This is a genomic window from Faecalicatena contorta (genome assembly GCF_022835095.1).
In the GTDB taxonomy this organism is placed as follows: domain Bacteria; phylum Bacillota; class Clostridia; order Lachnospirales; family Lachnospiraceae; genus Faecalicatena; species Faecalicatena contorta.
Genome location: NZ_BQNQ01000001.1, coordinates 4,189,851 through 4,211,661, shown reverse-complemented (window position 1 = coordinate 4,211,661; position 21,811 = coordinate 4,189,851). Strand labels below are relative to the sequence as shown.

Annotated in this window: 21 protein-coding genes, 1 pseudogene and 1 riboswitch; of the genes and pseudogenes, 14 read left to right on the top strand and 8 right to left on the bottom strand. The window is 47.0% G+C overall.

Annotated elements, in window-relative coordinates; genetic code table 11:
* Positions 1–189 precede the first annotated feature (189 nt).
* The 4 genes from MWG26_RS18885 to MWG26_RS18870 form a co-directional block, all read right to left on the bottom strand.
* The gene (locus tag MWG26_RS18885; RefSeq protein WP_117440611.1) at positions 190–2,013 is read right to left on the bottom strand and encodes an ABC transporter ATP-binding protein; all 1,824 of its coding nucleotides are present in this window, start codon (positions 2,011–2,013) and stop codon (positions 190–192) included.
* Positions 2,006–3,739 (bottom strand): ABC transporter ATP-binding protein, encoded by a 1,734-nt coding sequence (locus MWG26_RS18880; protein WP_025656079.1) that lies wholly within the window; start codon positions 3,737–3,739, stop codon positions 2,006–2,008. Before MWG26_RS18880 ends, MWG26_RS18885 begins: the two co-directional genes overlap by 8 nt.
* A 45-nt stretch (positions 3,740–3,784) precedes the next feature.
* Positions 3,785–4,222 (bottom strand): MarR family winged helix-turn-helix transcriptional regulator, encoded by a 438-nt coding sequence (locus MWG26_RS18875; RefSeq protein WP_025656080.1) that lies wholly within the window; start codon positions 4,220–4,222, stop codon positions 3,785–3,787.
* A gap of 204 nt (positions 4,223–4,426) precedes the next feature.
* A complete protein-coding gene (locus MWG26_RS18870) occupies positions 4,427–4,681 on the bottom strand; it encodes a hypothetical protein (RefSeq protein ID WP_025656081.1) in 255 nt (84 codons plus the stop codon).
* A 164-nt stretch (positions 4,682–4,845) separates the two neighbouring features.
* Here MWG26_RS18870 and MWG26_RS18865 point away from each other — a divergent pair.
* The 3 genes and pseudogenes from MWG26_RS18865 to MWG26_RS18855 form a co-directional block, all read left to right on the top strand.
* Positions 4,846–5,038, top strand: a pseudogene (locus tag MWG26_RS18865) (recombinase family protein); the annotation flags it as partial.
* A 478-nt stretch (positions 5,039–5,516) separates the two neighbouring features.
* The gene (locus MWG26_RS18860) at positions 5,517–5,879 is read left to right on the top strand and encodes a hypothetical protein (RefSeq protein WP_147324092.1); all 363 of its coding nucleotides are present in this window, start codon (positions 5,517–5,519) and stop codon (positions 5,877–5,879) included.
* A 53-nt stretch (positions 5,880–5,932) separates the two neighbouring features.
* A complete protein-coding gene (locus MWG26_RS18855) occupies positions 5,933–6,808 on the top strand; it encodes a D-psicose 3-epimerase (RefSeq protein ID WP_025656083.1) in 876 nt (291 codons plus the stop codon).
* Between the two features lie 98 nt (positions 6,809–6,906).
* Here the strand turns inward: MWG26_RS18855 and MWG26_RS18850 are convergent, their stop codons facing one another.
* The 3 genes from MWG26_RS18850 to MWG26_RS18840 are packed head-to-tail and all read right to left on the bottom strand — an operon-like array spanning position 6,907 to position 8,763.
* Positions 6,907–8,073 carry a nitrogenase component 1 gene (locus MWG26_RS18850; RefSeq protein ID WP_025656084.1) on the bottom strand — a complete coding sequence of 389 codons (1,167 nt, stop codon included), beginning with the start codon at positions 8,071–8,073 and terminating at the stop codon, positions 6,907–6,909.
* On the bottom strand, positions 7,962–8,612 hold the full coding sequence (locus MWG26_RS18845; protein WP_276519071.1) for a nitrogenase component 1: 651 nt from the start codon (positions 8,610–8,612) through the stop codon (positions 7,962–7,964). The genes MWG26_RS18850 and MWG26_RS18845 overlap by 112 nt, the downstream gene beginning before the upstream one ends.
* 40 nt (positions 8,613–8,652) lie before the next feature.
* On the bottom strand, positions 8,653–8,763 hold the full coding sequence (locus MWG26_RS18840) for a hypothetical protein (RefSeq protein ID WP_240285537.1): 111 nt from the start codon (positions 8,761–8,763) through the stop codon (positions 8,653–8,655).
* Between the two features lie 292 nt (positions 8,764–9,055).
* Between MWG26_RS18840 and MWG26_RS18835 the strand changes: the two genes are divergently transcribed.
* The 11 genes from MWG26_RS18835 (at position 9,056) to MWG26_RS18785 (ending at position 18,232) form a co-directional block, all read left to right on the top strand.
* On the top strand, positions 9,056–9,871 hold the full coding sequence (locus tag MWG26_RS18835) for a hypothetical protein (RefSeq protein WP_025656086.1): 816 nt from the start codon (positions 9,056–9,058) through the stop codon (positions 9,869–9,871).
* A gap of 185 nt (positions 9,872–10,056) precedes the next feature.
* A complete protein-coding gene (locus tag MWG26_RS18830; RefSeq protein ID WP_025656087.1) occupies positions 10,057–11,124 on the top strand; it encodes a helix-turn-helix domain-containing protein in 1,068 nt (355 codons plus the stop codon).
* A 97-nt stretch (positions 11,125–11,221) separates the two neighbouring features.
* Positions 11,222–11,325, top strand: a riboswitch (TPP riboswitch).
* A 250-nt stretch (positions 11,326–11,575) separates the two neighbouring features.
* A complete protein-coding gene (gene thiS / locus MWG26_RS18825) occupies positions 11,576–11,773 on the top strand; it encodes a sulfur carrier protein ThiS (protein WP_025656088.1) in 198 nt (65 codons plus the stop codon).
* Between the two features lie 7 nt (positions 11,774–11,780).
* The gene (gene thiF, locus MWG26_RS18820; protein WP_025656089.1) at positions 11,781–12,401 is read left to right on the top strand and encodes a thiamine biosynthesis protein ThiF; all 621 of its coding nucleotides are present in this window, start codon (positions 11,781–11,783) and stop codon (positions 12,399–12,401) included.
* A 48-nt stretch (positions 12,402–12,449) separates the two neighbouring features.
* On the top strand, positions 12,450–13,229 hold the full coding sequence (locus tag MWG26_RS18815; RefSeq protein ID WP_025656090.1) for a thiazole synthase: 780 nt from the start codon (positions 12,450–12,452) through the stop codon (positions 13,227–13,229).
* 9 nt (positions 13,230–13,238) lie between these two features.
* Positions 13,239–14,456, top strand: coding sequence for a 2-iminoacetate synthase ThiH (gene thiH, locus MWG26_RS18810; protein WP_025656091.1), 1,218 nt, complete (start codon positions 13,239–13,241; stop codon positions 14,454–14,456).
* Positions 14,457–14,474: 18 nt separating this feature from the next.
* The gene (locus MWG26_RS18805) at positions 14,475–15,080 is read left to right on the top strand and encodes a thiamine phosphate synthase (RefSeq protein ID WP_025656092.1); all 606 of its coding nucleotides are present in this window, start codon (positions 14,475–14,477) and stop codon (positions 15,078–15,080) included.
* A gap of 208 nt (positions 15,081–15,288) precedes the next feature.
* Positions 15,289–15,861: a TetR/AcrR family transcriptional regulator gene (locus MWG26_RS18800; protein ID WP_025656093.1), complete on the top strand. Its 573-nt coding sequence runs from the start codon at positions 15,289–15,291 to the stop codon at positions 15,859–15,861.
* A gap of 2 nt (positions 15,862–15,863) precedes the next feature.
* On the top strand, positions 15,864–16,370 hold the full coding sequence (locus MWG26_RS18795) for a GNAT family N-acetyltransferase (RefSeq protein ID WP_025656094.1): 507 nt from the start codon (positions 15,864–15,866) through the stop codon (positions 16,368–16,370).
* 194 nt (positions 16,371–16,564) lie between these two features.
* Positions 16,565–16,996, top strand: coding sequence for a hypothetical protein (locus MWG26_RS18790; protein ID WP_025656095.1), 432 nt, complete (start codon positions 16,565–16,567; stop codon positions 16,994–16,996).
* Between the two features lie 315 nt (positions 16,997–17,311).
* Positions 17,312–18,232 carry an aldo/keto reductase gene (locus MWG26_RS18785; protein ID WP_025656096.1) on the top strand — a complete coding sequence of 307 codons (921 nt, stop codon included), beginning with the start codon at positions 17,312–17,314 and terminating at the stop codon, positions 18,230–18,232.
* Positions 18,233–18,357: 125 nt separating this feature from the next.
* Here the strand turns inward: MWG26_RS18785 and carB are convergent, their stop codons facing one another.
* A complete protein-coding gene (gene carB / locus MWG26_RS18780; RefSeq protein ID WP_117440612.1) occupies positions 18,358–21,576 on the bottom strand; it encodes a carbamoyl-phosphate synthase large subunit in 3,219 nt (1,072 codons plus the stop codon).
* Between the last annotated feature and the right edge of the window lie 235 nt (positions 21,577–21,811).

The window sequence follows — 21,811 nt, the reverse complement described above, 5'->3', positions numbered from 1 at the left end:
GACCACGAAACGGGGGCTGCTGACAACAAAATAAAGGCTGAACATCAAGCACAGGACCGGTTTCATCAGCATACAGGGCGTATATGAAAGCCCCCGCCTCTCGTCCTACGCTCCTACTTGTGGACAAAGTGTGTCCCGGAAAATTTCATTATATAGGACTGTTTCTGCCTTTATTTTGTGACAAAGGCATCACGCAAACTGGCTATAATACAGATCGGCATAAGCCCCCTTTGCCTTTAACAAAGTTTCGTGTGTTCCTTGTTCGATAATATTTCCGTTTTGCATAAACAGGATCAAATCAGCGTCTATAATAGTCGAAAGCCTGTGAGCGATTACAAAGCTCGTTCTGTTCTTCATCAGGGCTTTCATAGCCTTGCCGATCTCAATTTCCGTGCGGGTATCGACGCTGGAAGTCGCTTCGTCCAAAATGATAACCGCTGGATTGCAAAGGAATACTCTGGCTATGGTTAGAAGCTGCCGCTGGCCGATAGAAATATTTTCCGCGTCGTTACTTAAAACCGTATCATATCCGTGCGACATGGTGCGGACAAAGAAATCCACTCTGGCCGCTTTTGCCGCCGCTACGATTTCTTCACGGGTAGCGTCCGGCTTGCTGTAAGCGATATTTTCCGCAATCGTGCCGCCAAACAACCATGTATCTTGCAGCACCATTCCAAAATTGCTTCTTAAATTTGAACGGGTCATATCCTTTGTATCGGTTCCGTCTAAAGTAATTTTTCCACCGTTTAACTCGTAAAACCGCATAAGCAGATTGATAAGCGTTGTCTTTCCGGCTCCTGTGCTGCCGGCGATTGCAACCTTCTGTCCTGGCTTTACAGAGAAGTTGATGTTGTGCATTAAGATATTGTCCGGCGTATATCCAAACTGGACATTCTGAAATTCTACTGTCCCTTTTGCCTGATCCACAATAGCGGGGAGAGCGGGTTCCGGCGAAAGTTCTTCCTCGTCCAACAGCTTATAAATCCGTTCCAGAGAAGCTAAAGCGGACTGCATACTGTTTACCATATAGGCAGCTTCCGTGAGCGGTTCCGAAGCCTGATTTACATACTGGAAAAATGCCTGAAACACACCGACGGTCAATCTTCCTTCCAGCAGCATTTTTCCAGCCAATACCGCAATCAGCACTTGACCGAAACGGTTAATCAGGCGGATCGCCGGATTGATTGCGTTTATCATAAAGTCCGCTTTTTTGGTAGCCTCGGCCAGTTCTTCCGTGGCCTTGTGCATATTTTCAGAGCTGGTTTCCTCCTGATTAAATGCTTTTATGATAACCCGGCCACTGTATGCTTCTTCTACCTGTGCGGTTACATTACTCACACACTGTTGCCGTTTCATGGAGGATTTCAGTGTTTTTGCCGCCACAAAATTTGTAGCTGCCAGTGCAATTCCTGTAAACACCAAGAAAACAAGCGTCAATAATATACTAAAGCGGAACATCATCACCAGAGAGCCGATTACCATGCCAACGGCTGTAAACAGCTTCAACATTCCTGATTGCAGGGCTTCCGCTGTTTTATCCAAGTCATTCACTGTCCGGCTGAGAATTGCCCCGGTTTTGGTGCGGTCAAAGAAAGCGAGTGGGAGCCGATTTAGCTTTTCGCTGATTTCCGTCCGTAGCCGGAGATTAAGATTTTCCGCAAAGCTGGACATAAGGAACGATTGAAGGGTGTAAAACAGAGCCGTTGCCAGATAGATCAACAATAAAAATACGATATCCCGGCCACCTGTTGCCCATGTAACTTGAAAGACTGCGCCGTTTGTAATCGCCTCTTTAATGTTGTTCCAAAGCAAATCTACGATGTGCGCGCTATACAGCGGCGCAATAATAGAAAGAAAAGTATAAAGGATTACCGATACAAGCACAACCGCTAACCGCTTATGCTGATCGCCCGTGGAACGCCACAGCCTTTTTAGTGTTTGACACGCATGACCCGGCTTTTCAAAATCCATTTCTTCTGTAAGAACTTCTGCATTGTTGTTATTCTCACTCATGGTTCACATCTCCTTTCATTTGAGATTTTGCAATATCCTGATAAACAGGGCAGGTCTGCATTAGGAAATCGTGATTGCCAATTCCGACAACCCGCCCTTCTTCCAGCACAATAATCTGTTCCGCGTTCATAATCGTGCTGATCCGCTGGGCGATAATCAGCACCGCCGCGTCTTTTACTTCATCTGCAAGGGCTTTCCGTAACGCTGCGTCAGTCTTAAAGTCCAGAGCGGAAAAGCTATCGTCAAAAATATAGAGAGCGGCTTTCTTTGCCAATGCCCGCGCAATCGAAAGACGCTGCTTTTGCCCGCCTGAAAAGTTTGTACCGCCCTGTGATACACGGGAGTAAAGACCATCAGGGAGATCATAAACAAATTCGGATTGTGCAACCGATAAAGCGTGCTTCATTTGCTGTTCGGTTGCACGGTCATTTCCATGCCGAAGATTGTCAGCAATCGTGCCGGAAAACAGCCATGCTTTTTGCGGCACATAAGAAATATGCTCCCTTAATTCTTTCTGCGTCATGCTGCGAATATCCTTGCCATTCAGAAGGACAGAGCCGGAAGTAACATCGTGAAACCGCAAAATCAATTTTGCAATCGTAGATTTTCCGCTGCCTGTGCTGCCGATAATAGCAGTCGTTTCCCCTCTTTTACAGGTAAAGTCCAAATCCTCTAAGGTATTCTCGTCCGCGTCTGCGAAGCGGAAACTTGCGTTTTTGAACCGTATAACTTCTTTCGTTTGACTGGGGTTATTATCAACAGACGGCATTCCATCTTGAATTTCCGGCGCAAGATGTAGCACATCTGAAATTCTCCGAACACAAATCATAGCGCGGGGAATTAAGATCATCACCATCTGGGCCATAATGATATAAAAAAGGATCATCATGGCATATTGTGTCAGAGCAGTAATATCGCCAATTTCCATAAATCCCGCGCCGATCCGGTTTCCACCTAGCCAAAGGATAACGACAATGATAAGGTTAATTGCAAACAGGGCAATACTTTCCAATCCAACGAACAGGCGGTTTGCGCTGATCGATGCCTCGGCGTAATCCTCAAAAGATTTCCGCATTCGCTTTTCTTCATACTTTTCTTTATTGAAAGCACGAATAACACGAACACCCGTAACATTTTCCCGAAGAACAACATTCATGCGGTCAAGGAATTTTTGCAGTTTGGCAAAAATCAATGAGGCTTTACGGGTTACAAAAACCGCCAGAAGCAGGATAAACAGCGTTGCGCCAATCAATAAGCCGCCCATCATGGTATCAATCGTAAATGCCATAACAATTCCCATAATGCAGACAGCCGGAACAGGCAGTACCATTTGAATAAACCAAACAATCCCTTGCTGAACCACATTTACATCGTTCAATGTGCGGGTAATCATAGAGCCTGTTCCGAACTGTTCAAAGTCGTAAGAGGAAAAGGTGAGCGATTTATCGTAAAGAGCGTTCCGCATATCCCGGCCAATTTTAGAGGAAAGGTCTGCGGCGAGATAACTCCCCAACAACGCGCCAGAGCTGGTAACGATTGTTACGATCAGCATAAGTATTCCGCTGCGGATCAGGTAGTCCATATTGCCGCCATTGATACCGGCATTTATCATATCCGCTGTGATGGTCGGAATTAGCAAACCACCCGCAACATCTAAAAACATAACAAGTAATGTAAAAAAGCATAGCAACTTATACGGTTTTATGAACCGTAAAATTGTTTTCATTCTGTGTTACCTCCTAAATTCAGTAATCTGCTATGGAAAATACGATCAAATCTCATTTAATTTTGTCCTCAAACTTTCCATATAAATATTTGCCAAGCGTAAAAGTTCCTTTTGTTCCGCCTCTTTCAAGGCGGTAAAGGCCGCATTTTCTTTTTGGATGACTGGCACAATGTACTTTTCAACAAACTGTTTTCCAGCTTCGGTTAAAAAAATGTGCTTATCCCGGCCAACACCCTGTTCAAGATAAATATATCCCTCCTGTATCAGTTTCCGAATAGAAGAATTAACCGTCTGTTTATTTGCAAAAAACTCATAGCAAATGTCTTTTTGCAGACAGCCATCGCCTAAGTCATAAAGGGTATAAAAGATAGAAAAGGCGCTGTCTGAAATCCCCATCTTTGAAGCCACTTTGTGATATAGTTCGTCGCACTCCTTGTTGATTTTATTAAAGTCCATCAACAATTCATTTATTTTTTCCTGCATGGTCTTACCTCCTTAGTATGTTTTCATACTTGCACGACTACTATTATAGTATGAAATCGTACTTATATCAAGTATGTTTTCATACTTAACTATGAATTTTTTATTAAATATAGAAAAACCGGGGCGCGGCAGTCAAAAGACCACCACGCCCCAGTTTCACTTGGGAAAATGTCAGATATCTATTTGTTAATAGTGACAAGATAGTTACATTTTCTCTGTTTGCGTAATCATTTTTTTTGCTAATTGTTGGAATAGATCAACGGCTTCCTCGTCCATCGTCGCAAGCTGTCCGATCTGTCCGGCAACCATTGCCGTTACATCGTCAATGGAAAACGGGATTTGCTTCCGCTTCGCCAATGCGTTCCGCATGGTTTGGAACATGGCGGCGGTCACAGCTTCACTCGGCTGTTTTCCGCTTTCCATATCTTTCTTAATATCCCGCAGGATAGCAAGGAACACACCCTATCCCATCTGTGAGGTAGTGGAATTGCTCCACTGTGGGCGGCAGAATGAGGAAGCCGGGGCGTAAGGTTTTCCGAAGCCATCGTTGATTTGTGGGGCTGCTGGCGGTATAATAATCATGTCAGCAGCTCCGTTTCTTTTTTAAGAAAAGGAGCGACAAAATGAATAACAGGATAGACGCGATCTATGCAAGACAATCGGTAGACAAAAAGGACAGTATTTCCATTGAAAGCCGGTAACTGCAAGGAATACACAGACAAAGGGTACAGCGGCAAGAACACAGACCGCCCAAAGTTTCAGGAACTGGTGCGGGATATTAAGCGGGGTTTGATTGCAAAGGTCATTGTTTACAAGCCAGGGGACGGTCATCGTCAATGACGCCGCCGACTTTACGGGAATGAACGGGTGTTAAGCTGGCGGACAGTCTGACAGGCGCAAACAATGTCCTGCTCTCTTATGTGAAGCGTATCCTTTGACGATAAACGGCGGGTGGTGGATTTGATGATTACCACCGTAGCCGCTACAAGCGACAGCTTGAACATTACATGGAAAATGGTGGGCAGGATAGATTGAGTTCGTGCGGAGAAAAGTATACCCAAAGGGCACCCCGTAACTCATGCCCTGCGGGCGGATCTGCAGCAAAGCTGCAGAATAAGGTATACCCAAAGGGCACCCCGTAACTCATGCCCTGCGGGCGGGTCTGCAGCAAAGCTGCAGAATAAGGTATATAATGAATAAACAGGCAGGATTTGACCGGAACGAAAAAAGGATGCTGCCAGGAGAGAAAGCTGCCATATGAGGCAGGAGGGATTTAAGTACTGGGGGGATTTTTATGAGTATTATTTTGGGTTATTTATGTCTTTTATGTTTTTTAATGCTGCTGGTGAAAGCGGTGACGCGAAAACTGCATCTGAAAAAGGCGGATGTATTTTTTATGCAGGCGCATAAGTACATAAGTGCTGCAATACTCGTTATCGCTGTTTTGCACTTTATATTCGTGTTTCCTATGATAAAGGTACACCATATAGGTGTGTTCATTACTGGTGCACTGACTGCGGCTGTCATGGTACTGCTGATTGTACTGTGCCATACCATAACGAAGAATAAACGCCTTAATCTTCTTGTGCACCGTTTTTTAACTGTGGTGATGGCTCTATGTATAATCGGACATATTTGGATCTATTTTGCGGAATAGATCAGAATATAAGCAACCAACTAAATCTTAAACTTAAGGAGAAAGGCGCAATTATGAAATATGGAATATATTTTGCATATTGGACAAAGGAATGGCAGGCAGATTACAAATATTACATACAGAAAGTTAAAAAGCTGGGATTTGATGTATTAGAGATTTCCTGTATGGCGCTGCGGAACGTGTACTTGAAAGACGAACAGCTTCTGGACTTAAAAAAATGTGCAGAGGATCAAGGGATTATCATGACAGCAGGCTACGGGCCGACAAAGGAACAAAACCTTTGTTCCGGCGACCCGGCTGTTGTAAAGAGGGGAATGGACTTTTTTAAGGGACTGCTGCCTCGTCTGCAGCTCATGGACATAAAGGTGCTGGGCGGAGGCTTATACTCTTACTGGCCCTTGGATCCGGCGGCTCCGATGGACAAAGAAGCAGATTTAGAGCGCGCAATAAAAAATATGAAAGAACTTTCAAAAATAGCGGAAGACTGTGATGTGACTCTGGGAATGGAGGTTCTGAACCGGTATGAGGGGTACATGCTGAACACCTGTGAGCAGGCGCTTGAGTTTGTGAATGCGGTAGACAGTTCCCATGTAAAAATCATGCTGGATACCTTTCACATGAATATAGAGGAAGACAATATAGGGGCGGCTATCCGTAAAGCAGGACGTCAGCTTGGGCATCTCCATGTGGGAGAGCAGAACAGGCGGGTTCCGGGAAAAGGAAGCCTTCCCTGGGCGGAAATCGGTCAGGCGCTGAAAGATATTGATTACCAGGGCGCGGTAGTAATGGAGCCCTTTGTGATGAGCGGCGGAACTGTGGGATCGGAAATTAAAGTTTGGAGGGACTTGGCGCCGGATGCTACAGAAGAAATGTTAGACAACGACGCCAGGGGAGCGGTTGAATTTTTACGGCATGTATTTGGAAATTAAAGTTGGGAATTAGGATTTTTTTACCGATTTCTATGCATTGCTATACAAGAAAAATATGCAGTACGGCAGGCAGTCGATTTGACTGTCTGCCGTACTTCTTATCGGAACATCAGCCCGTTGATGATCTGTTCGCACAACAGCAGTCCGCCTGAAAGCCCGAGGTGTGTCTTAGGAATGACATCGGTATAGCCCATCGAGGGCAGACTGATCTCGATTCCGCTGAAGTCACGATGCATCGCCTTCAGCTTTGCGATGATATTTCCGTACGCAAATACAAGTTCGGCATCGGTGGACAAGATGTCTTTATGAAGGGCGCCGCTCATGGATGTTTTCTCCAGCAGCCGGCAGAGTTCCTCATATTCGGGGGCTGGAGGACTGTTGGCGCCGGGGGGATCCAGAACCGAGATACAGTCCGCGGTCATGCCGAAGTACCGGATGAGAAAGGCGGTATACCCGTAACACTGGGAACAGGTGCCATGGACCGCGAATTTTACCCCCTTTGGAAGGCCGGTCAGGGAATTCAGTCTTGAGAGATAAATATAGGCGCGCGCTCTGGATTTTTCACTCTCAGTGACAAAGGCGGCCGAGTCTGCATTGAGGAGACTGCATACCTGATGAATCAGGGTCTCGGCGGCGGAGAATCCTACCGGGACGCCGGGACAGGAGACATAGGGGATCTGATATTTTTCCTCCAGGAGTCTGGCGGCATCCATTCCATAGATCGTATCCACTACGATATTCAAATCTGCATTTCTCATGCCCATGATTTCCTCAAAAGTACATTCGCAGCAAAGAATACAGGACACGTCAATGCCGCAGAGATCCAGAAGCCTCGTAAACTCCCGGCAGTCTCCCTGGTAATATTTGTGGAATATGGACATCCCAAGGATGTTCACTTTTTTACGTGTGCCCGTATTTACAGGGAGGGGAGCGTCAGGAAGCAGCTCTCGGATAATCTGGCAGCATGCAGAGCTGTACCCTTCCCATATATCCCTGGAATAGCCGGGGGTCTCCACCGTAAAAACCGGAGTACCCTGAATCTCATCCATGGCAATATCTCTGACATCATCGCCGATCAGGGCGGCCCCCGGGGAATTGACGATCACTATTAGATCAAAGTTCATATTAGATTCCAGAAAATGGAGCGCCTCTGTCAGTTTATCCCTGCTGCCATATACATAATCCCGTTTGTCGAGATAGGTGCAGGGAACCCGGGGCTGCCCAAAATACCACAGTTCGGGATAATTAAGCGGATCAAATTCCATCTGGCGCAGTGTCTGGTTATCGGTGGTGGCTGAGTGGTAAAATTTTTCCCTGTATAGTCTTTATGGGCCAGCAGATTGAGCGAAGCGCTGCGGAAATTCTTCAGTTCATCGTAATATGTATTGCATAAAAATCTGCAGTTTACCCGGATTCCCATTTTATCCAGATAATCCCGGATTATATGAAAGTTATTTTCCGTATTTTTAGCAACCACTTTTTCAAAAACAATGTTTACCGTGTTAGGTTCGGGCTGCACATTTGGGTCAATGATCTGCCTGGCCAGTTCGGTATAGCACATGAGCATGCCCTGCAGATAATCGCCGGAGAGGTTGCCGTCTGTCTTAATTGTAATGACAGGAATACCAGGTTCTGCCAGAGATTTTGCCATATCAATATCATCCCCTATGATACCGGCGGGACAGGAGCTGATGATGACGATGGCGCGCGGCCTTGGCTTCTCTCTTAGTATGGCAGTTACGGTATCGGTGAGCTTTTGCATTCCGCCAAATACCATGTCATCCTCGTTCATATCTGTGGATATGATATTGGGGGAGAGTGACGAGGGCAGTAGCGTTCCCCTCTCAAAAAGCCTTCGCCTGCCAGCGGAACTGAATGGAAAGGGCGGCAGAGATGTTGGCACTGAGTGTGGATTTGCCGATACCTCCCTTGCCGTAAATGGCAATTTCTTTCAATATGCTACCTCCTGCTTGTGAAAATTTATATTCTGTAGTCATTTTATCCCAAACCTTCTGCAGATACAAGCTATAGTGTTGTATGCGGCTGGGGGCGCGAGATAAAGGGAGAGCTGACAGGCTTCCAAATGGAAGGAGGGGTATGGTGAAAAAGGAAAATTAGTGATAGAATTATAAAAAAAGTGGGTTATGAGGAGGACCCTGAAAAATCACCCCATTACACAACAACTGTAATCCGGTATCGGCAGAAAATACCAGATGAACATGGAAAAGGAAAGTACGAGGTATAGACATGGATGAAATAATAAAAGCAATCTATGACAGCGTAAACACGGAATCAGTACCTGCCCGGGAAATCGTTATTCCGGAACATGGGACATGGGCATTTGTATCAGAGCGTAAACTATTGTGTTATACAGGCGTTTGTATGAAAGAGGAGAGGCCGGAATTGATGCTGGAAATGAGTCCGTACTATTTTACGGGAAAGCACTCCGGTGATAGATCTGTTAAGAGCAAGATTAACGGCTTTTTCAGGCTTGACCAGGGGGCTATTATTCTGGATGACTTTATTGATGAGATATATAACGGCGATGAAAAGTTTAAACGTCTGCCTATTCATGTAAAGTATCCCACTGGCGCGGATACCTGGTATGGAATATTTCAACAGGGTGAGATGGCGGAAGAAACGGTGGATGCGATTGAGAGGCAGATCTTCGGGGTAACAGCAAGGGAACTGGAAAACTTTCTTTTGGGATATGCAAAAGTTTTTGGAATATATCACGATTATTTCCGTTATCCGCGATTGACAAGATATCAACGGGGGGACAATTACTGCGACCTGTGTGGTATGTGGATACCTAGATCATTTCCATACTTGATCTTCCGGGAAAGCGGGCAGGATTTTTCCCATGTATCATTGTGGGGGGCATACCGCTATTTTCAGCTGCTGCTGCAGAACAGGAGCGATACTCCGGCAGCGGGGCTTCTGATAAAAAATGGAGTAGAAGAAGAGGTGCTGAAAAGGATTCTGGAAGCCGGAAACAGGACAGGAGTTTACTGGCGGGAATCTGCTGTGACCAAGGATTTAATCCATTATATGTACCGGTAAATGCAATGGCGGCCGCGCATATACGGATTGAGTGGAGATGATTTCTTTCTGTAGTTTATAAAGACTTGAATCATGGTTAATAATTTTAGAGCTTTCGTTAACGAAGCCTCTCTTGTATGACGGTACATGAGAGGCTATACTAAAGTTGTCAGGCCGGACAAATATCAGAAAAGGAGATCTTGCTTATGAAAGAAAATCTGGGAGCGCATATAGCCGCCCTCCGCAAAGCAAAAGGTATGACGCAGGAGCAGCTGGCCTCGGCACTGGGGATTTCGGGGCCTGCAGTCAGTAAGTGGGAGACAGAAAGTTCCTGCCCGGATATCACATTACTGTGCCCCCTGGCAAGAGCGCTGGGCACCAATTTAGATACATTACTGCAGTTTGAAGAGTCACTGCCTGATGAGCAGGTTGCAGAACATATTAATAAAGTAATTGAAACCGGCAGAGAACAGGGGCAGGAGGCGGCGGAGGAGATGCTGCAGAAGCTGCTTCATCAGTATCCGGCAAGTGTACCGCTGAAATACAATGCTTCGGCGGTGCTGACCATGTTCGAGATGATGTTTCCGCTGGCATCAGAAGAAAAGAAAATACAGTGGAAGCAGCAGAGAAAAGAGCTTTTGGAATATATCCGGGTAAACGGGATTCCCGCATACCGCGACCAAGCGGTCATCCAGCTTGCATCTATGGCGCTGGCAGAGGAGGAACTGGAAACGGGAGAACGGCTTCTGAAGGAAATACCGGAATATACTGCGGATACTACGATGCTGTGGGCGCAGTTATATCTGAAGCGGGATGAAAAGGACAAAGCTGTGGAAGTGATACAGAAGCGTTTGTTCACCCTTGTAGGGCAGATGCAGAATTGCTTGCTGCTTCTGGCGGACGAGAAGGTACAGCCAGATGCAGAAAAAGGGCTGGAAATCTGTGAAGTTTACCGAAAGATGGAAGAAATATTTGGCTGTACAAGAGGAATGAGCGACGGAATATTTGCTGAGGTCTTTCTGCGGGCGGGAGAGAAAGAAAAGGCGCTGGACAGCATTGTGCGTTTTGTAGATGCTATTACGGGGCAGGTGATGCTGCCAAATCCGCTTTTATTCTCGGCGGCTGTCAAAGTAAAGGAAGGGCAGGAGGCTGCGTCAAAGGAAATGAGACAGATGATTCTGGAAGGGCTGCTTACCGATGGGGCAGTTGCAGAAATCCGGGAGGACGGAAGATTTCAGGAAGCAATAAATACGCTGCGGGATGGATTACGATGAGAGGGGACGCGCATAGTAACGTTACAGTTCAGCCCCCAATATCGGATATTTTTAAGTATTGACAAATAAAAAGAAACAGCGTATATTTATACACGTAAACTAAACAGGGGAGCTTATAGATAGGCTGAGAGGAAGTTGAGAACTTCGACCCATATACCTGATTTGGATAATGCCAACGTAGGGACTGATGTAAGATATTTACGGGAAGTGCCGATGGCGCTTCCCGTTTTTGGGTTTTCTTATACCGACTTTCCGGAGTTTACATAATGTTACTATGCACGTCCCCGTGTATAGCAGCGGCATAATTACATAAGCAATACCGATGAGAGTGAACAGGAGTTCATGAAGGGGTGCACCACCGCGGGTGTAGTTCTTTCATGAACTCTTTTTTTGCTTCCCAGCGGGATGCACACTTTGTTGAATAGTAACTGCATAAAAAGGAGGAGAAGATATGCTGAAAGTGAATGGCAAAGAAATCGATTTCAAGCCTGATACCACAATATCAGATCTATTGGAACAGCAGGGGTTCCCTGTTAATCGGGTGGCGGTAGAGCGCAATGGTGAGATTGTGCCCAGAAAAATGCTGTCCCTGACACTGGTTGAAGACCACGATGTTCTGGAGGTTGTCAGTTTTGTAGGAGGAGGTTGATGGAAAGATGCTGACCAGGGAAGAGATAAGGTGTGCGCTGGAAGAGCGCCATACAAAAGAAATACAGGAGCGGCTTTCAAAGGCAAAAGTGGCGGTCGCAGGTCTGGGAGGGCTCGGCTCTAATGTGGCTTTCTTCCTTGCCAGAATCGGAGTAGGGCACCTGCATCTGCTTGATTTTGACCGGGTAGACATTACCAATTTGAACAGGCAGCAATACTTTATGCGCCATATCGGAATGTACAAAACCGAGGCGCTGAAGGAGGAGCTGGCGGAAATCAATCCATACCTGGACATTACCACAGACTGTATAAAAGTGACAGAAGAAAATATAGCAGCTTTGTTTGCGGCGGATGATATGATATGTGAAGCCTTCGATGACCCGGAAGCTAAGGCAATGCTGGCAAACGGGATACTGGAGCTGTATCCGGAAAAATATTTGATTGCTGCTTCCGGTATGGCAGGATATGGAGAAAGCAATGCGATCCACACGCGGAAGATAACAGAACATTTTTATCTGTGCGGGGACGAAAAAACAGAACCATCATACGGCAATGGGCTAATGGCCCCCAGAGTGGCAGTTTGTGCAGCACACGAGGCAAACCTCATTACGGAGCTGATACTGAGATAACATGAAAAGCTATTCAAATAAAACAAGAATAATAGGAGGAGTTTAGAAATGGAAAATTGTAAAAATGATTCATTTGTCCTGGGAGGGCATACATTTGAGTCCCGTTTTATCCTGGGCTCAGGAAAATATTCGCTGGATCTGATCAAGGCAGCGGTAGAGAAGGCCGGCGCCCAGATTATCACATTGGCACTCCGCCGTGCCAATGAAGGCGGCATGGCAAACATTCTGGATTATATTCCGGAAAATGTGACGCTGCTCCCGAATACATCCGGCGCCAGAAATGCGGAGGAGGCTGTGCGTATTGCGCGTCTGTCCAGAGAATTGGGATGCGGAGATTTTGTAAAGATCGAAGTAATTCACGATTCAAAATATCTGCTGCCTGACAATTATGAGACGATCAAGGCCACGGAAATTCTGGCAAAAGAGGGCTTTGTTGTTATGCCTTATATGTATCCCGATTTAAATGCGGCCAGGGACATGGCAAATGCTGGAGCTGCCTGTATTATGCCTCTGGGCTCCCCGATCGGTTCCAACAAAGGGATCTGCACCAGGGATTTTATCCAGATCCTGATTGATGAGATCGATCTTCCGGTTATTGTGGACGCAGGGATCGGGAAACCGTCCCAGGCATGCGAGGCGATGGAAATGGGTGCAGCGGCCGTGATGGCCAATACTGCAATCGCCACGGCCGGTGATATCCCTGCCATGGCGGAGGCATTTAAAAAGGCAATTGAAGCTGGGCGTACCGCGTATCTGTCCGGTATGGCCCGGGTCATTGACAAAGGCGCAAGCGCTTCTTCACCGCTCACCGGATTTTTGCAGGATTAGGAGGCGGCAATGAGTACAGCAAATCATGTAAATGAAAGTATTTTAAATGAAGAGATAAAGGAACTGCAGAAGAAAAACCGGATTGACCATATGACTTATCTGCCGGGGATGGAGGTTCTGGAGTCCGGGATCCAGGAACAGGTGATCGCCTCCATGAATGCCTATGATTATACAAGGTATACTGCAGATGATGTGCGCAGGGCCCTTGCGCGGGATATGCGTACTCCGGAAGACTTTGGGGCCCTGCTGTCACCTGCCGCGCTGCCGTTTTTGGAAGAGATGGCGCAGCGTGCGCAGAGGGAGACCAGAAAACACTTTGGGAACGGCATCTACATGTTTACGCCGGTTTACATTGCAAACTACTGTGAGAACTTCTGTATCTACTGTGGATTCAACTGCCATAACAAGATAAACCGGGCAAGGCTGAGCGAAGAGGAGATCGATCGGGAAATGAGGGCCGTTGCAAAGAGCGGCCTGCAGGAAGTATTGATCCTGACGGGGGAGAGCCGGGCAAAATCAGATGTGGAATATATAGGAAAAGCCTGCAGGATCGCACGCAGATATTTTAGAGTAATCGGGCTCGAGGTGTACCCCATGAATACCGATGAGTATGCATATCTGCATAAATGCGGCGCCGATTACGTGACCGTTTTTCAGGAGACCTATCATGCAGATAAATATGAGACACTGCATCTTGCCGGTCATAAGCGGATATTCCCGTACCGCCTGAATTCCCAGGAACGGGCGCTGAAAGGGGGGATGAGAGGCGTCGGGTTTGCCGCCCTGCTGGGCCTGGACGATTTCCGAAAAGATGCATTTGCCACCGGCATGCATGCCTGGCTGCTCCAGAGAAAATACCCGCATGCCGAGATTGCATTTTCCTGTCCGCGGCTCCGGCCCATAGTAAATAATGACCGGATCAATCCAATGGACGTACATGAGCCGCAGCTTCTGCAGGTGGTGACTGCATACAGGCTGTTTATGCCCTATGCCAGCATCACCATATCCACCAGGGAATGTGCCCGTGTGAGAGATAATCTGGTCAAAATTGCCGCTACAAAGATCTCGGCAGGCGTGAGCACCGGGATCGGAGAACACGTAGAGGAGATCCAGGAAAAGGGTGACGAACAGTTTGAGATATCCGACGGCCGCTCCGTGGAGCAGGTATACCAGGATCTGCTGAAGCTGGGCCTGCAGCCTGTTATGAGTGATTATCTCTATGTTTAACAAAAAAGGAGGAAAATCATGGAACAATATGTGCCGGATATTTACAAACATATCATAGCAGTTACCAACAGGCATCTGTGCCGCCGCCCCTTTGAGGAGCAGATCGAATCCATTTGCAAGAAGCATCCCCGTGCGGTTCTGCTTAGGGAGAAGGATTTGACGGAGGATGAGTACGCGTCACTTTTTAGAAGAATACAGGAAATCTGCCACAGACATGAGGTGCCGTGTATACCACATACTTTTATAGAAGCAGCGCGCCAACAGGGGAGTGCCGGTATTCATCTGCCGCTGCACATCTTAACATCCAGGCCGGAAGCGGTTACCTGGTTTCAAACCGCCGGGGCTTCCGTCCATTCGGTGCAGGAGGCGGCGGAGGCAGAAAAAGCAGGGGCGGCTTATCTGATCGCGGGACACATCTTTTCTACAAACTGTAAGCCTGGTCTGGCTCCCAGAGGAAAAGAATTTCTGCGCCAAGTATGTGCTGCGGTGGAAATACCGGTCTATGCGATAGGCGGGATGAGAGGGAGCATCGAATGCGTGGCGGAAATGCTTGCCTGCGGCGCTGCAGGGATCTGTGTAATGTCCGAGTGCATGATGTGGGAGAGTGAAAAGTACATACGTTGATTTTTTGTATGATCCAGAGCCGGGAAGAAGCGGTGATTTGCCGCTTAACATAAGGACACTTAGATGTATTTGAATTTTAACGCTTGACAAAAAGACATATGTGTCGCATAATAAAAGCGACACATATGTCTTTTCTGCATTTGCACTATCGGAAAATCAGGCCAGCGAAACAGCAAGGTATATAGTGTGGCTTATACTAGGAGGTATTATGTCAGAGAAAGGAATATTGACCCGGAAAAGGATACGGGAGACTGCTTATAGGATTTTTGCAAATGAAGGATTTCGGGCAGTTACGATGGGAATGATTTGTGAGGCCTGCGGGATGAGCCGAGGCGGGGTGTACCGGCATTACGGGAGTACGCGGGAGATTTTTGAGGAGATCTTGAGCGGAATGTCTGATGGGGCAGAGGACTTTGTTGGGGCAGCCGTGGATTCAGGGGAGAGCGCGAAGTGGATCCTGGATCATGAGCTGGATAAGTTAAGAGGAGAGATGCAAGACAGCGGCAGCTCATTGAGCTATGCGATTTATGAGTATTCACTGGTTTGCGGCAGCTCTTATATGGAGGAAATGAACCGGAAGGCGGTGAAACGCTGGGAGAGGCTGTTATCATATGGAATGGAGACAGGGGAGTTCAGGCAGGTGCATATTGGGCAGATGACGGAGACGATTCTTTATGTATATCAGGGAGTGCGCCTGTGGAGCAGTATTATTGCAATGAAAGTGGATACGGTAGATCTTATTGTGGATAAAATCAGACAGGATATAATAAAGGGGGAATAACTATGGAATTTGTACTGGACAATTGGAATGAGAAGTATATTGATGACGTGGCATTTTATGCAAACAATGAGAAGATTGCCTGCAATCTGCGCAATGCATTTCCTTATCCATATACGCGGGAGGATGCGCAGGGATATGTGCTTTCCTGTGCCGCGGACAGCGGAGAACGTCAACTGTGCAGGGCAATTGTTGTAGAGGGGCATGCGGTAGGCAGTATAGGGATTTTTCTGGGGACGGATGTCTATGAAAAGAGTGCGGAGCTCGGATACTGGCTGGCGGAGGAGTTCTGGGGGAAGGGGATCATGAGTGCCGCCGTGGGCCAGCTTTGCCAAGCGGCTTTTGAGCGGTTTGATATTGTAAGAATTTATGCAGAGCCGTTTGCTCATAATACAGGTTCACGCCGGGTTTTGGAAAGGAATGGATTTACGTTGGAAGGAATTATGAGAAACGGCGTCTTTAAAAGCGGGAAAGTGTTTGATTACTGTATGTATGCCCTGTTAAGAAAATAATTTTTCAATATCATTCGCTGTCGAGCTTTGTATTGTACAGCCTATAGCGAGGTTTGTTATGCTGAAAATACATAGCGTGAAAAAAGCAGCGGGGGAGAATTAAGCCATAAAACCGGTCAATTAACAGGAATAGAGGTATATATTTCAGAAATTTCCCCACACTAAACGATAAAAAAAGAAAGAAGGCGGAGAGTGTGGAAGAGCAGACAATAAAACTATTGGACGAATGCAGCAAGGGCTGCAAGATGGGAACGGACAGTATTGAACAGGTGAAAGATTACGTTACAGATGAAGATTTATGGAATGTAATCGAGAAATACGACGGTAAATATAAGGAGCTGGATGATGAAATTGCCGGTCTTCTTAATGAGGAGGGCCGGCCGGAGCAGGAGCCGGGAAAAATGGCGTCGGTATTTTCCTGGATTACCACTGAGATGAAGCTGATGATTAAGGATGACAGCCAGCAGATTGCAAAACTGATGATGGATGGCTGTAATATGGGGATCCAGTCTATCAGCGAAGCTGTCAACGATAATCCGGAGGCATCCAGGGAAAGCAAAGCCGCGGCTAAAAGACTGGTGAAAGAGCTGGAGAATTTTATGAAAGATCTTAAGCCATTCCTGTAAAATCGGAATTTAGTTAACGATCTTTAGTCACGCAGCCGGACGGGGACGCTCCTTTAAAAGAATAGCAGAAAACCCTGAAAGAACCTTTCTGTCATTAAGCGTCCCCATCCGCGCCAACACAAAAGCTCAACGGATTTGTCCCAAAGTCCTTGACGAAGTTCTTTTTTAGAGCATATAATGATAGAAACTAAACCCGACATGCCGCGTCCAAAGGCGGAATTCGTTGGGTCTTTTGTTTATCTCCAGGCGCGGTGTCTTAGAGCGTGTCTGGAAATACACACTGGGGTTATCAAAATGTGCGGGAGGATACAAGAGATGAAAAGAATGACATTGGGAACCAGCAGCCTTGAAGTTCCGGTAATCGCTGCGGGGTGCATGAGGATTAACAGCCTGGATCAGGAAGGCCTTGAGGAGTATATTAATAAATGCATGGAACTGGGAATAAATTTTTTTGATCACGCAGATATCTATGGAAACGGAAAATGTGAAGTTCTTTTCGCCGAGGCATTTGAGAGAACAGAATTCAGGCGTGAGGATATTATACTGCAGTCTAAATGCGGTATTATTCCCGGAGTTATGTATGATTTTTCCAAGGAGCATATTATAAAGTCCGTAGAAAACAGTTTGAAGAGACTGAATACGGATTATCTGGATATTCTGCTGCTTCACCGCCCGGATGCGCTTATGGAGCCGGAAGAGGTTGCAGAGGCCTTTGACCTGCTCAATGCATCCGGTAAAGTAAGAAATTTTGGAGTATCGAACCATAAACCAATGCAGATCGAACTGTTGAAAAAGTATGTGAAGCAGGATATTGTAACGGACCAGTTACAGTTCAGTGTTCCCTTCTCGAATATGATCGCAAATGGAATGGAAGTCAATATGCTGACAGATGGAGCGATAGACCGTGACGGAAGCATCCTGGATTACTGCCGTCTAAAAGACATGACAATTCAGGCATGGTCCCCGTTTCAGTACGGATTCTTTGAAGGTGTGTTCATAGGTGACGACAAGTATCCCGAATTGAACCAGCTGCTGGAAGAGCTGGCGGAGCGTTACGATGTCACTCCGACAACTATAGCAACATCCTGGATCTTAAGGCATCCGGCTCATATCCAAATGATCGCGGGTACAACGAACCTGACACGCCTCGTGGAGATCGCACTTGGAAGCGAAATTACCCTGACGCGTGAAGAGTGGTATGAGATTTATCTGAGTGCGGGGCATATACTGCCTTAATGGGAGGCGCTAGCGGGCGTTGGTTGAAACAAGGCATATAAGAAAAAGACAGAAAATGCAGCCGCATTTTCTGTCTTTTTGCTTGATACTACGCACCGGCATAACTTTCTGTCTGCCTGATACCTTTAAGATATCTCCCCATGAAGTTCCTGCAGTGACTTTACATCTCCGCTGCCGTGCTCTTTTATATATTTGATTCCCTTTGCTGTTGTGCGCGCCGCCGCCATGGTGGTCATATAAGGAATCTTAGCCTTGATTGCGGCCTTTCTGAGGTAGCTGTCGTCATGGACGCTGTCTTTTCCCACCGGGGTATTTACAATCAAGTCGATTTTTCCATTGGTTATCAAATCCAGGACGTTTGGCCTGCCTTCGTACATTTTCTTTACCTTGTCCGCCTCGATCCCGTTTTCACGGATGAGGTCATAGGTGGTTCCCGTAGCAATGATTTTGAAGCCGTCCTCTGCGAAGCTTTTTGCGATTTCTACGACTTCAGGCTTGTCTTTTCTGCTGACGGAGATTAACACGGTTCCCTCCAGAGGCAGCCTGGTCTGGGTTGCCTCCTGGGCTTTATAGAATGCCTCTCCGTAGGATGCGGAAAGTCCGAGTACTTCGCCCGTGGAACGCATTTCCGGCCCGAGTACCGGGTCTACTTCCGGGAACATGTTGAACGGGAAAACGGCTTCTTTGACACCGTAATTCGGAATGTTCTGTTCCTTAAGTCCGGCTACCGGCGATGGCCTGCCTGTAATCTCGGAAGTAATGATGTCGGTAGCCAGCGGTACCATGCGGATATTGCATACCTTGGATACGAGCGGTACTGTTCTGGATGCGCGCGGGTTGGCTTCCAGTACATAAACTTTACCGTTTTCGATTGCATACTGCATGTTCATAAGACCCTTGACATGCATTTCTTCGGCAATCTTTCTTGTATATTCTTTTATTGTTTTTACATTTTCATCTGAAATATGTACGGACGGGATGATGCATGCTGAGTCACCGGAATGCACACCGGCGAGTTCGATATGCTCCATAACTGCAGGTACAAATGCGTGGGTGCCGTCACTGATCGCATCCGCTTCGCATTCCAGAGCATGGTTCAGGAAACGGTCGATCAGGATCGGACGGTCCGGAGTAACGCCAACGGCTGCCGCCATATAATTTGCCATGCTCTCATCATCATACACGACTTCCATACCCCGGCCGCCCAATACGTAAGAAGGACGCACCATAACCGGATATCCGATATTCTGTGCAATGGAAATTGCTTCATCTACATTGACGGCCATTCCGGATTCCGGCATCGGGATTTCCAGTTTTTCCATCATTGCGCGGAACAGGTCGCGGTCTTCTGCAAGATCGATCACAGACGGAGCGGTTCCGAGGATCTTTACACCGTTCTTTTCCAGGTCTGCTGCCAGGTTCAGAGGGGTCTGCCCCCCAAATTGAGCAATTACACCCAGCGGTTTTTCCTTTTTGTAGATGCTTAAGACATCTTCCAGTGTCAGCGGCTCAAAATACAGCTTATCGGAAGTGTCATAATCAGTGGAAACTGTCTCTGGATTACAGTTTACAATAATGGTCTCGAATCCCAGTTTTTTCAGCGCCAGTGAGGCGTGCACGCAGCAGTAGTCAAACTCAATTCCCTGTCCGATTCTGTTGGGGCCGCCGCCGAGGATCATAATCTTTGGTTTTTCAGTGCTGACGGGGTTTTTATCCTCCGCGTTGTATGTGGAATAGTAGTAGGCGCTGTCTTCGGTGCCGCTTACGTGCACGCCTTCCCAGGCCTCTTCTATGCCGATCTCAATCCGGCGGTTCCGGATATCAGCTTCCGGGATCTCCAGGATCTGGCTCAGATACTTATCAGAGAAGCCGTCCTTCTTGGCTGCGGTCAGCTTTTCATCGGAGGGAAGTTTTCCTTTTTCCCGATGTAGCGCTTCTTCTTCCTCCACAAGTTCTTTCATCTGTTCGATGAAATATGTCTTTACCTTGGTTATTTCGTGAATTTCTTCTATGGATGCACCCTTGCGCAGAGCTTCATACATGATAAAATGCCGTTCGCTGGACGGAGTAATCAGAAGCTGCAGCAGTTCTTCTTTTGTCTTCTGATCCAGATCCTTCGCATGGCCCAGTCCATAACGGCCGGTTTCAAGGCTTCGGATGGCTTTCTGGAACGCTTCTTTATAAGTTTTGCCGATGCTCATGACTTCGCCAACGGCACGCATCTGCGTTCCGAGCTTGTCCTCCACGCCTTTGAACTTTTCAAATGCCCAGCGGGCGAATTTGATGACAACATAATCTCCGTCCGGAACGTATTTGTCCAGGGTACCGTATTTGCCGCAGGGAATGTCTTTTAACGTCAGCCCTGTTGCCAGCATCGCGGATACAAGCGCAATCGGGAAACCAGTTGCCTTTGATGCAAGCGCTGAGGAACGGGATGTCCTCGGGTTGATCTCTATGACAATGATTCTGTCGCTGACGGGATCGTGCGCAAACTGTACATTCGTACCGCCGATAACCTGAACGGATTCTACGATCTTGTAGGCCTGTTCTTGGAGGCGCTTCTGGCACTCCTCAGAGATCGTGAGCATAGGTGCGGAACAGAAGGAATCTCCGGTATGTACGCCAAGAGGATCGATATTTTCGATAAAGCAGACGGTAATCATGTTATTTTCTTTGTCACGGACAACTTCCAGCTCCAGCTCCTCCCAGCCCAGGATGGATTCTTCTACAAGAACCTGTCCCACAAGGCTCGCCTGAAGGCCGCGGGCGCATACGGTCTTTAATTCATCTTTGTTGTATACAAGACCGCCGCCGGCGCCGCCCATCGTGTAAGCAGGGCGAAGTACAACCGGGTAACCAAGTTCATCTGCAATACTGAGGGCCTGTTCAACAGAATAAGCAACTTCGCTGCGCGCCATCTCAATGCCAAGTTCATTCATTGCTTTCTTAAATTCGATCCGGTCCTCGCCGCGTTCGATTGCATCGACCTGAACACCGATCACCTCAACCTGGTATTTATCCAGAATTCCTTTTGCAGCAAGCTCCGAACATAAATTCAGTCCAGACTGGCCGCCAAGATTGGGAAGCAGCGCGTCGGGACGTTCCTTTGCGATAATCTGTTCAAGTCTATCCACGTTCAGTGGTTCAATGTAAGTGACGTCCGCTGTTTCAGGATCAGTCATAATAGTTGCCGGGTTGGAATTGACCAATACAATCTCGTATCCTAACTTTTTCAGCGCCTTACAAGCCTGAGTACCGGAATAATCAAACTCGCATGCCTGGCCGATGATGATTGGGCCGGACCCAATAATCAGTACTTTGTGAATGTCTGTTCTCTGTGACATACCTTGCCCTCCTGTGTATTTTAAAATAATTTTATTTAATAGGCTTAACCTGTCAAAGTACATTATAGTAGAGAAGGGGGGAAGAAGTAAAGCAATTTATTGATAAGATGGAGGGGATATCCAAAAAAAATGGAGAATTGTTGGCAGGCTTTAGTTGAGTGGATGGGGGTGGGGCGCGAAATGAAGGGAGAGCTTATTGAATCGTTTGGTGGTATGGGGGCGTCCCAGTAGATGT

Coding starts and splice junctions, on each gene's coding strand:
- thiS (WP_025656088.1), top strand. CDS start 11,576: ATGCTGAAAGTGAATGGCAAAGAAATCGATTTCAAGCCTGATACCACA.
- MWG26_RS18795 (WP_025656094.1), top strand. CDS start 15,864: ATGGAATTTGTACTGGACAATTGGAATGAGAAGTATATTGATGACGTG.
- MWG26_RS18860 (WP_147324092.1), top strand. CDS start 5,517: ATGAGTATTATTTTGGGTTATTTATGTCTTTTATGTTTTTTAATGCTG.
- MWG26_RS18850 (WP_025656084.1), bottom strand. CDS start 8,073: ATGGAATTTGATCCGCTTAATTATCCCGAACTGTGGTATTTTGGGCAG.
- MWG26_RS18815 (WP_025656090.1), top strand. CDS start 12,450: ATGGAAAATTGTAAAAATGATTCATTTGTCCTGGGAGGGCATACATTT.
- MWG26_RS18805 (WP_025656092.1), top strand. CDS start 14,475: ATGGAACAATATGTGCCGGATATTTACAAACATATCATAGCAGTTACC.
- carB (WP_117440612.1), bottom strand. CDS start 21,576: ATGTCACAGAGAACAGACATTCACAAAGTACTGATTATTGGGTCCGGC.
- MWG26_RS18800 (WP_025656093.1), top strand. CDS start 15,289: ATGTCAGAGAAAGGAATATTGACCCGGAAAAGGATACGGGAGACTGCT.
- thiH (WP_025656091.1), top strand. CDS start 13,239: ATGAGTACAGCAAATCATGTAAATGAAAGTATTTTAAATGAAGAGATA.
- MWG26_RS18830 (WP_025656087.1), top strand. CDS start 10,057: ATGAAAGAAAATCTGGGAGCGCATATAGCCGCCCTCCGCAAAGCAAAA.
- MWG26_RS18855 (WP_025656083.1), top strand. CDS start 5,933: ATGAAATATGGAATATATTTTGCATATTGGACAAAGGAATGGCAGGCA.
- MWG26_RS18875 (WP_025656080.1), bottom strand. CDS start 4,222: ATGCAGGAAAAAATAAATGAATTGTTGATGGACTTTAATAAAATCAAC.
- MWG26_RS18835 (WP_025656086.1), top strand. CDS start 9,056: ATGGATGAAATAATAAAAGCAATCTATGACAGCGTAAACACGGAATCA.
- MWG26_RS18880 (WP_025656079.1), bottom strand. CDS start 3,739: ATGAAAACAATTTTACGGTTCATAAAACCGTATAAGTTGCTATGCTTT.
- thiF (WP_025656089.1), top strand. CDS start 11,781: ATGCTGACCAGGGAAGAGATAAGGTGTGCGCTGGAAGAGCGCCATACA.
- MWG26_RS18885 (WP_117440611.1), bottom strand. CDS start 2,013: ATGAGTGAGAATAACAACAATGCAGAAGTTCTTACAGAAGAAATGGAT.
- MWG26_RS18785 (WP_025656096.1), top strand. CDS start 17,312: ATGAAAAGAATGACATTGGGAACCAGCAGCCTTGAAGTTCCGGTAATC.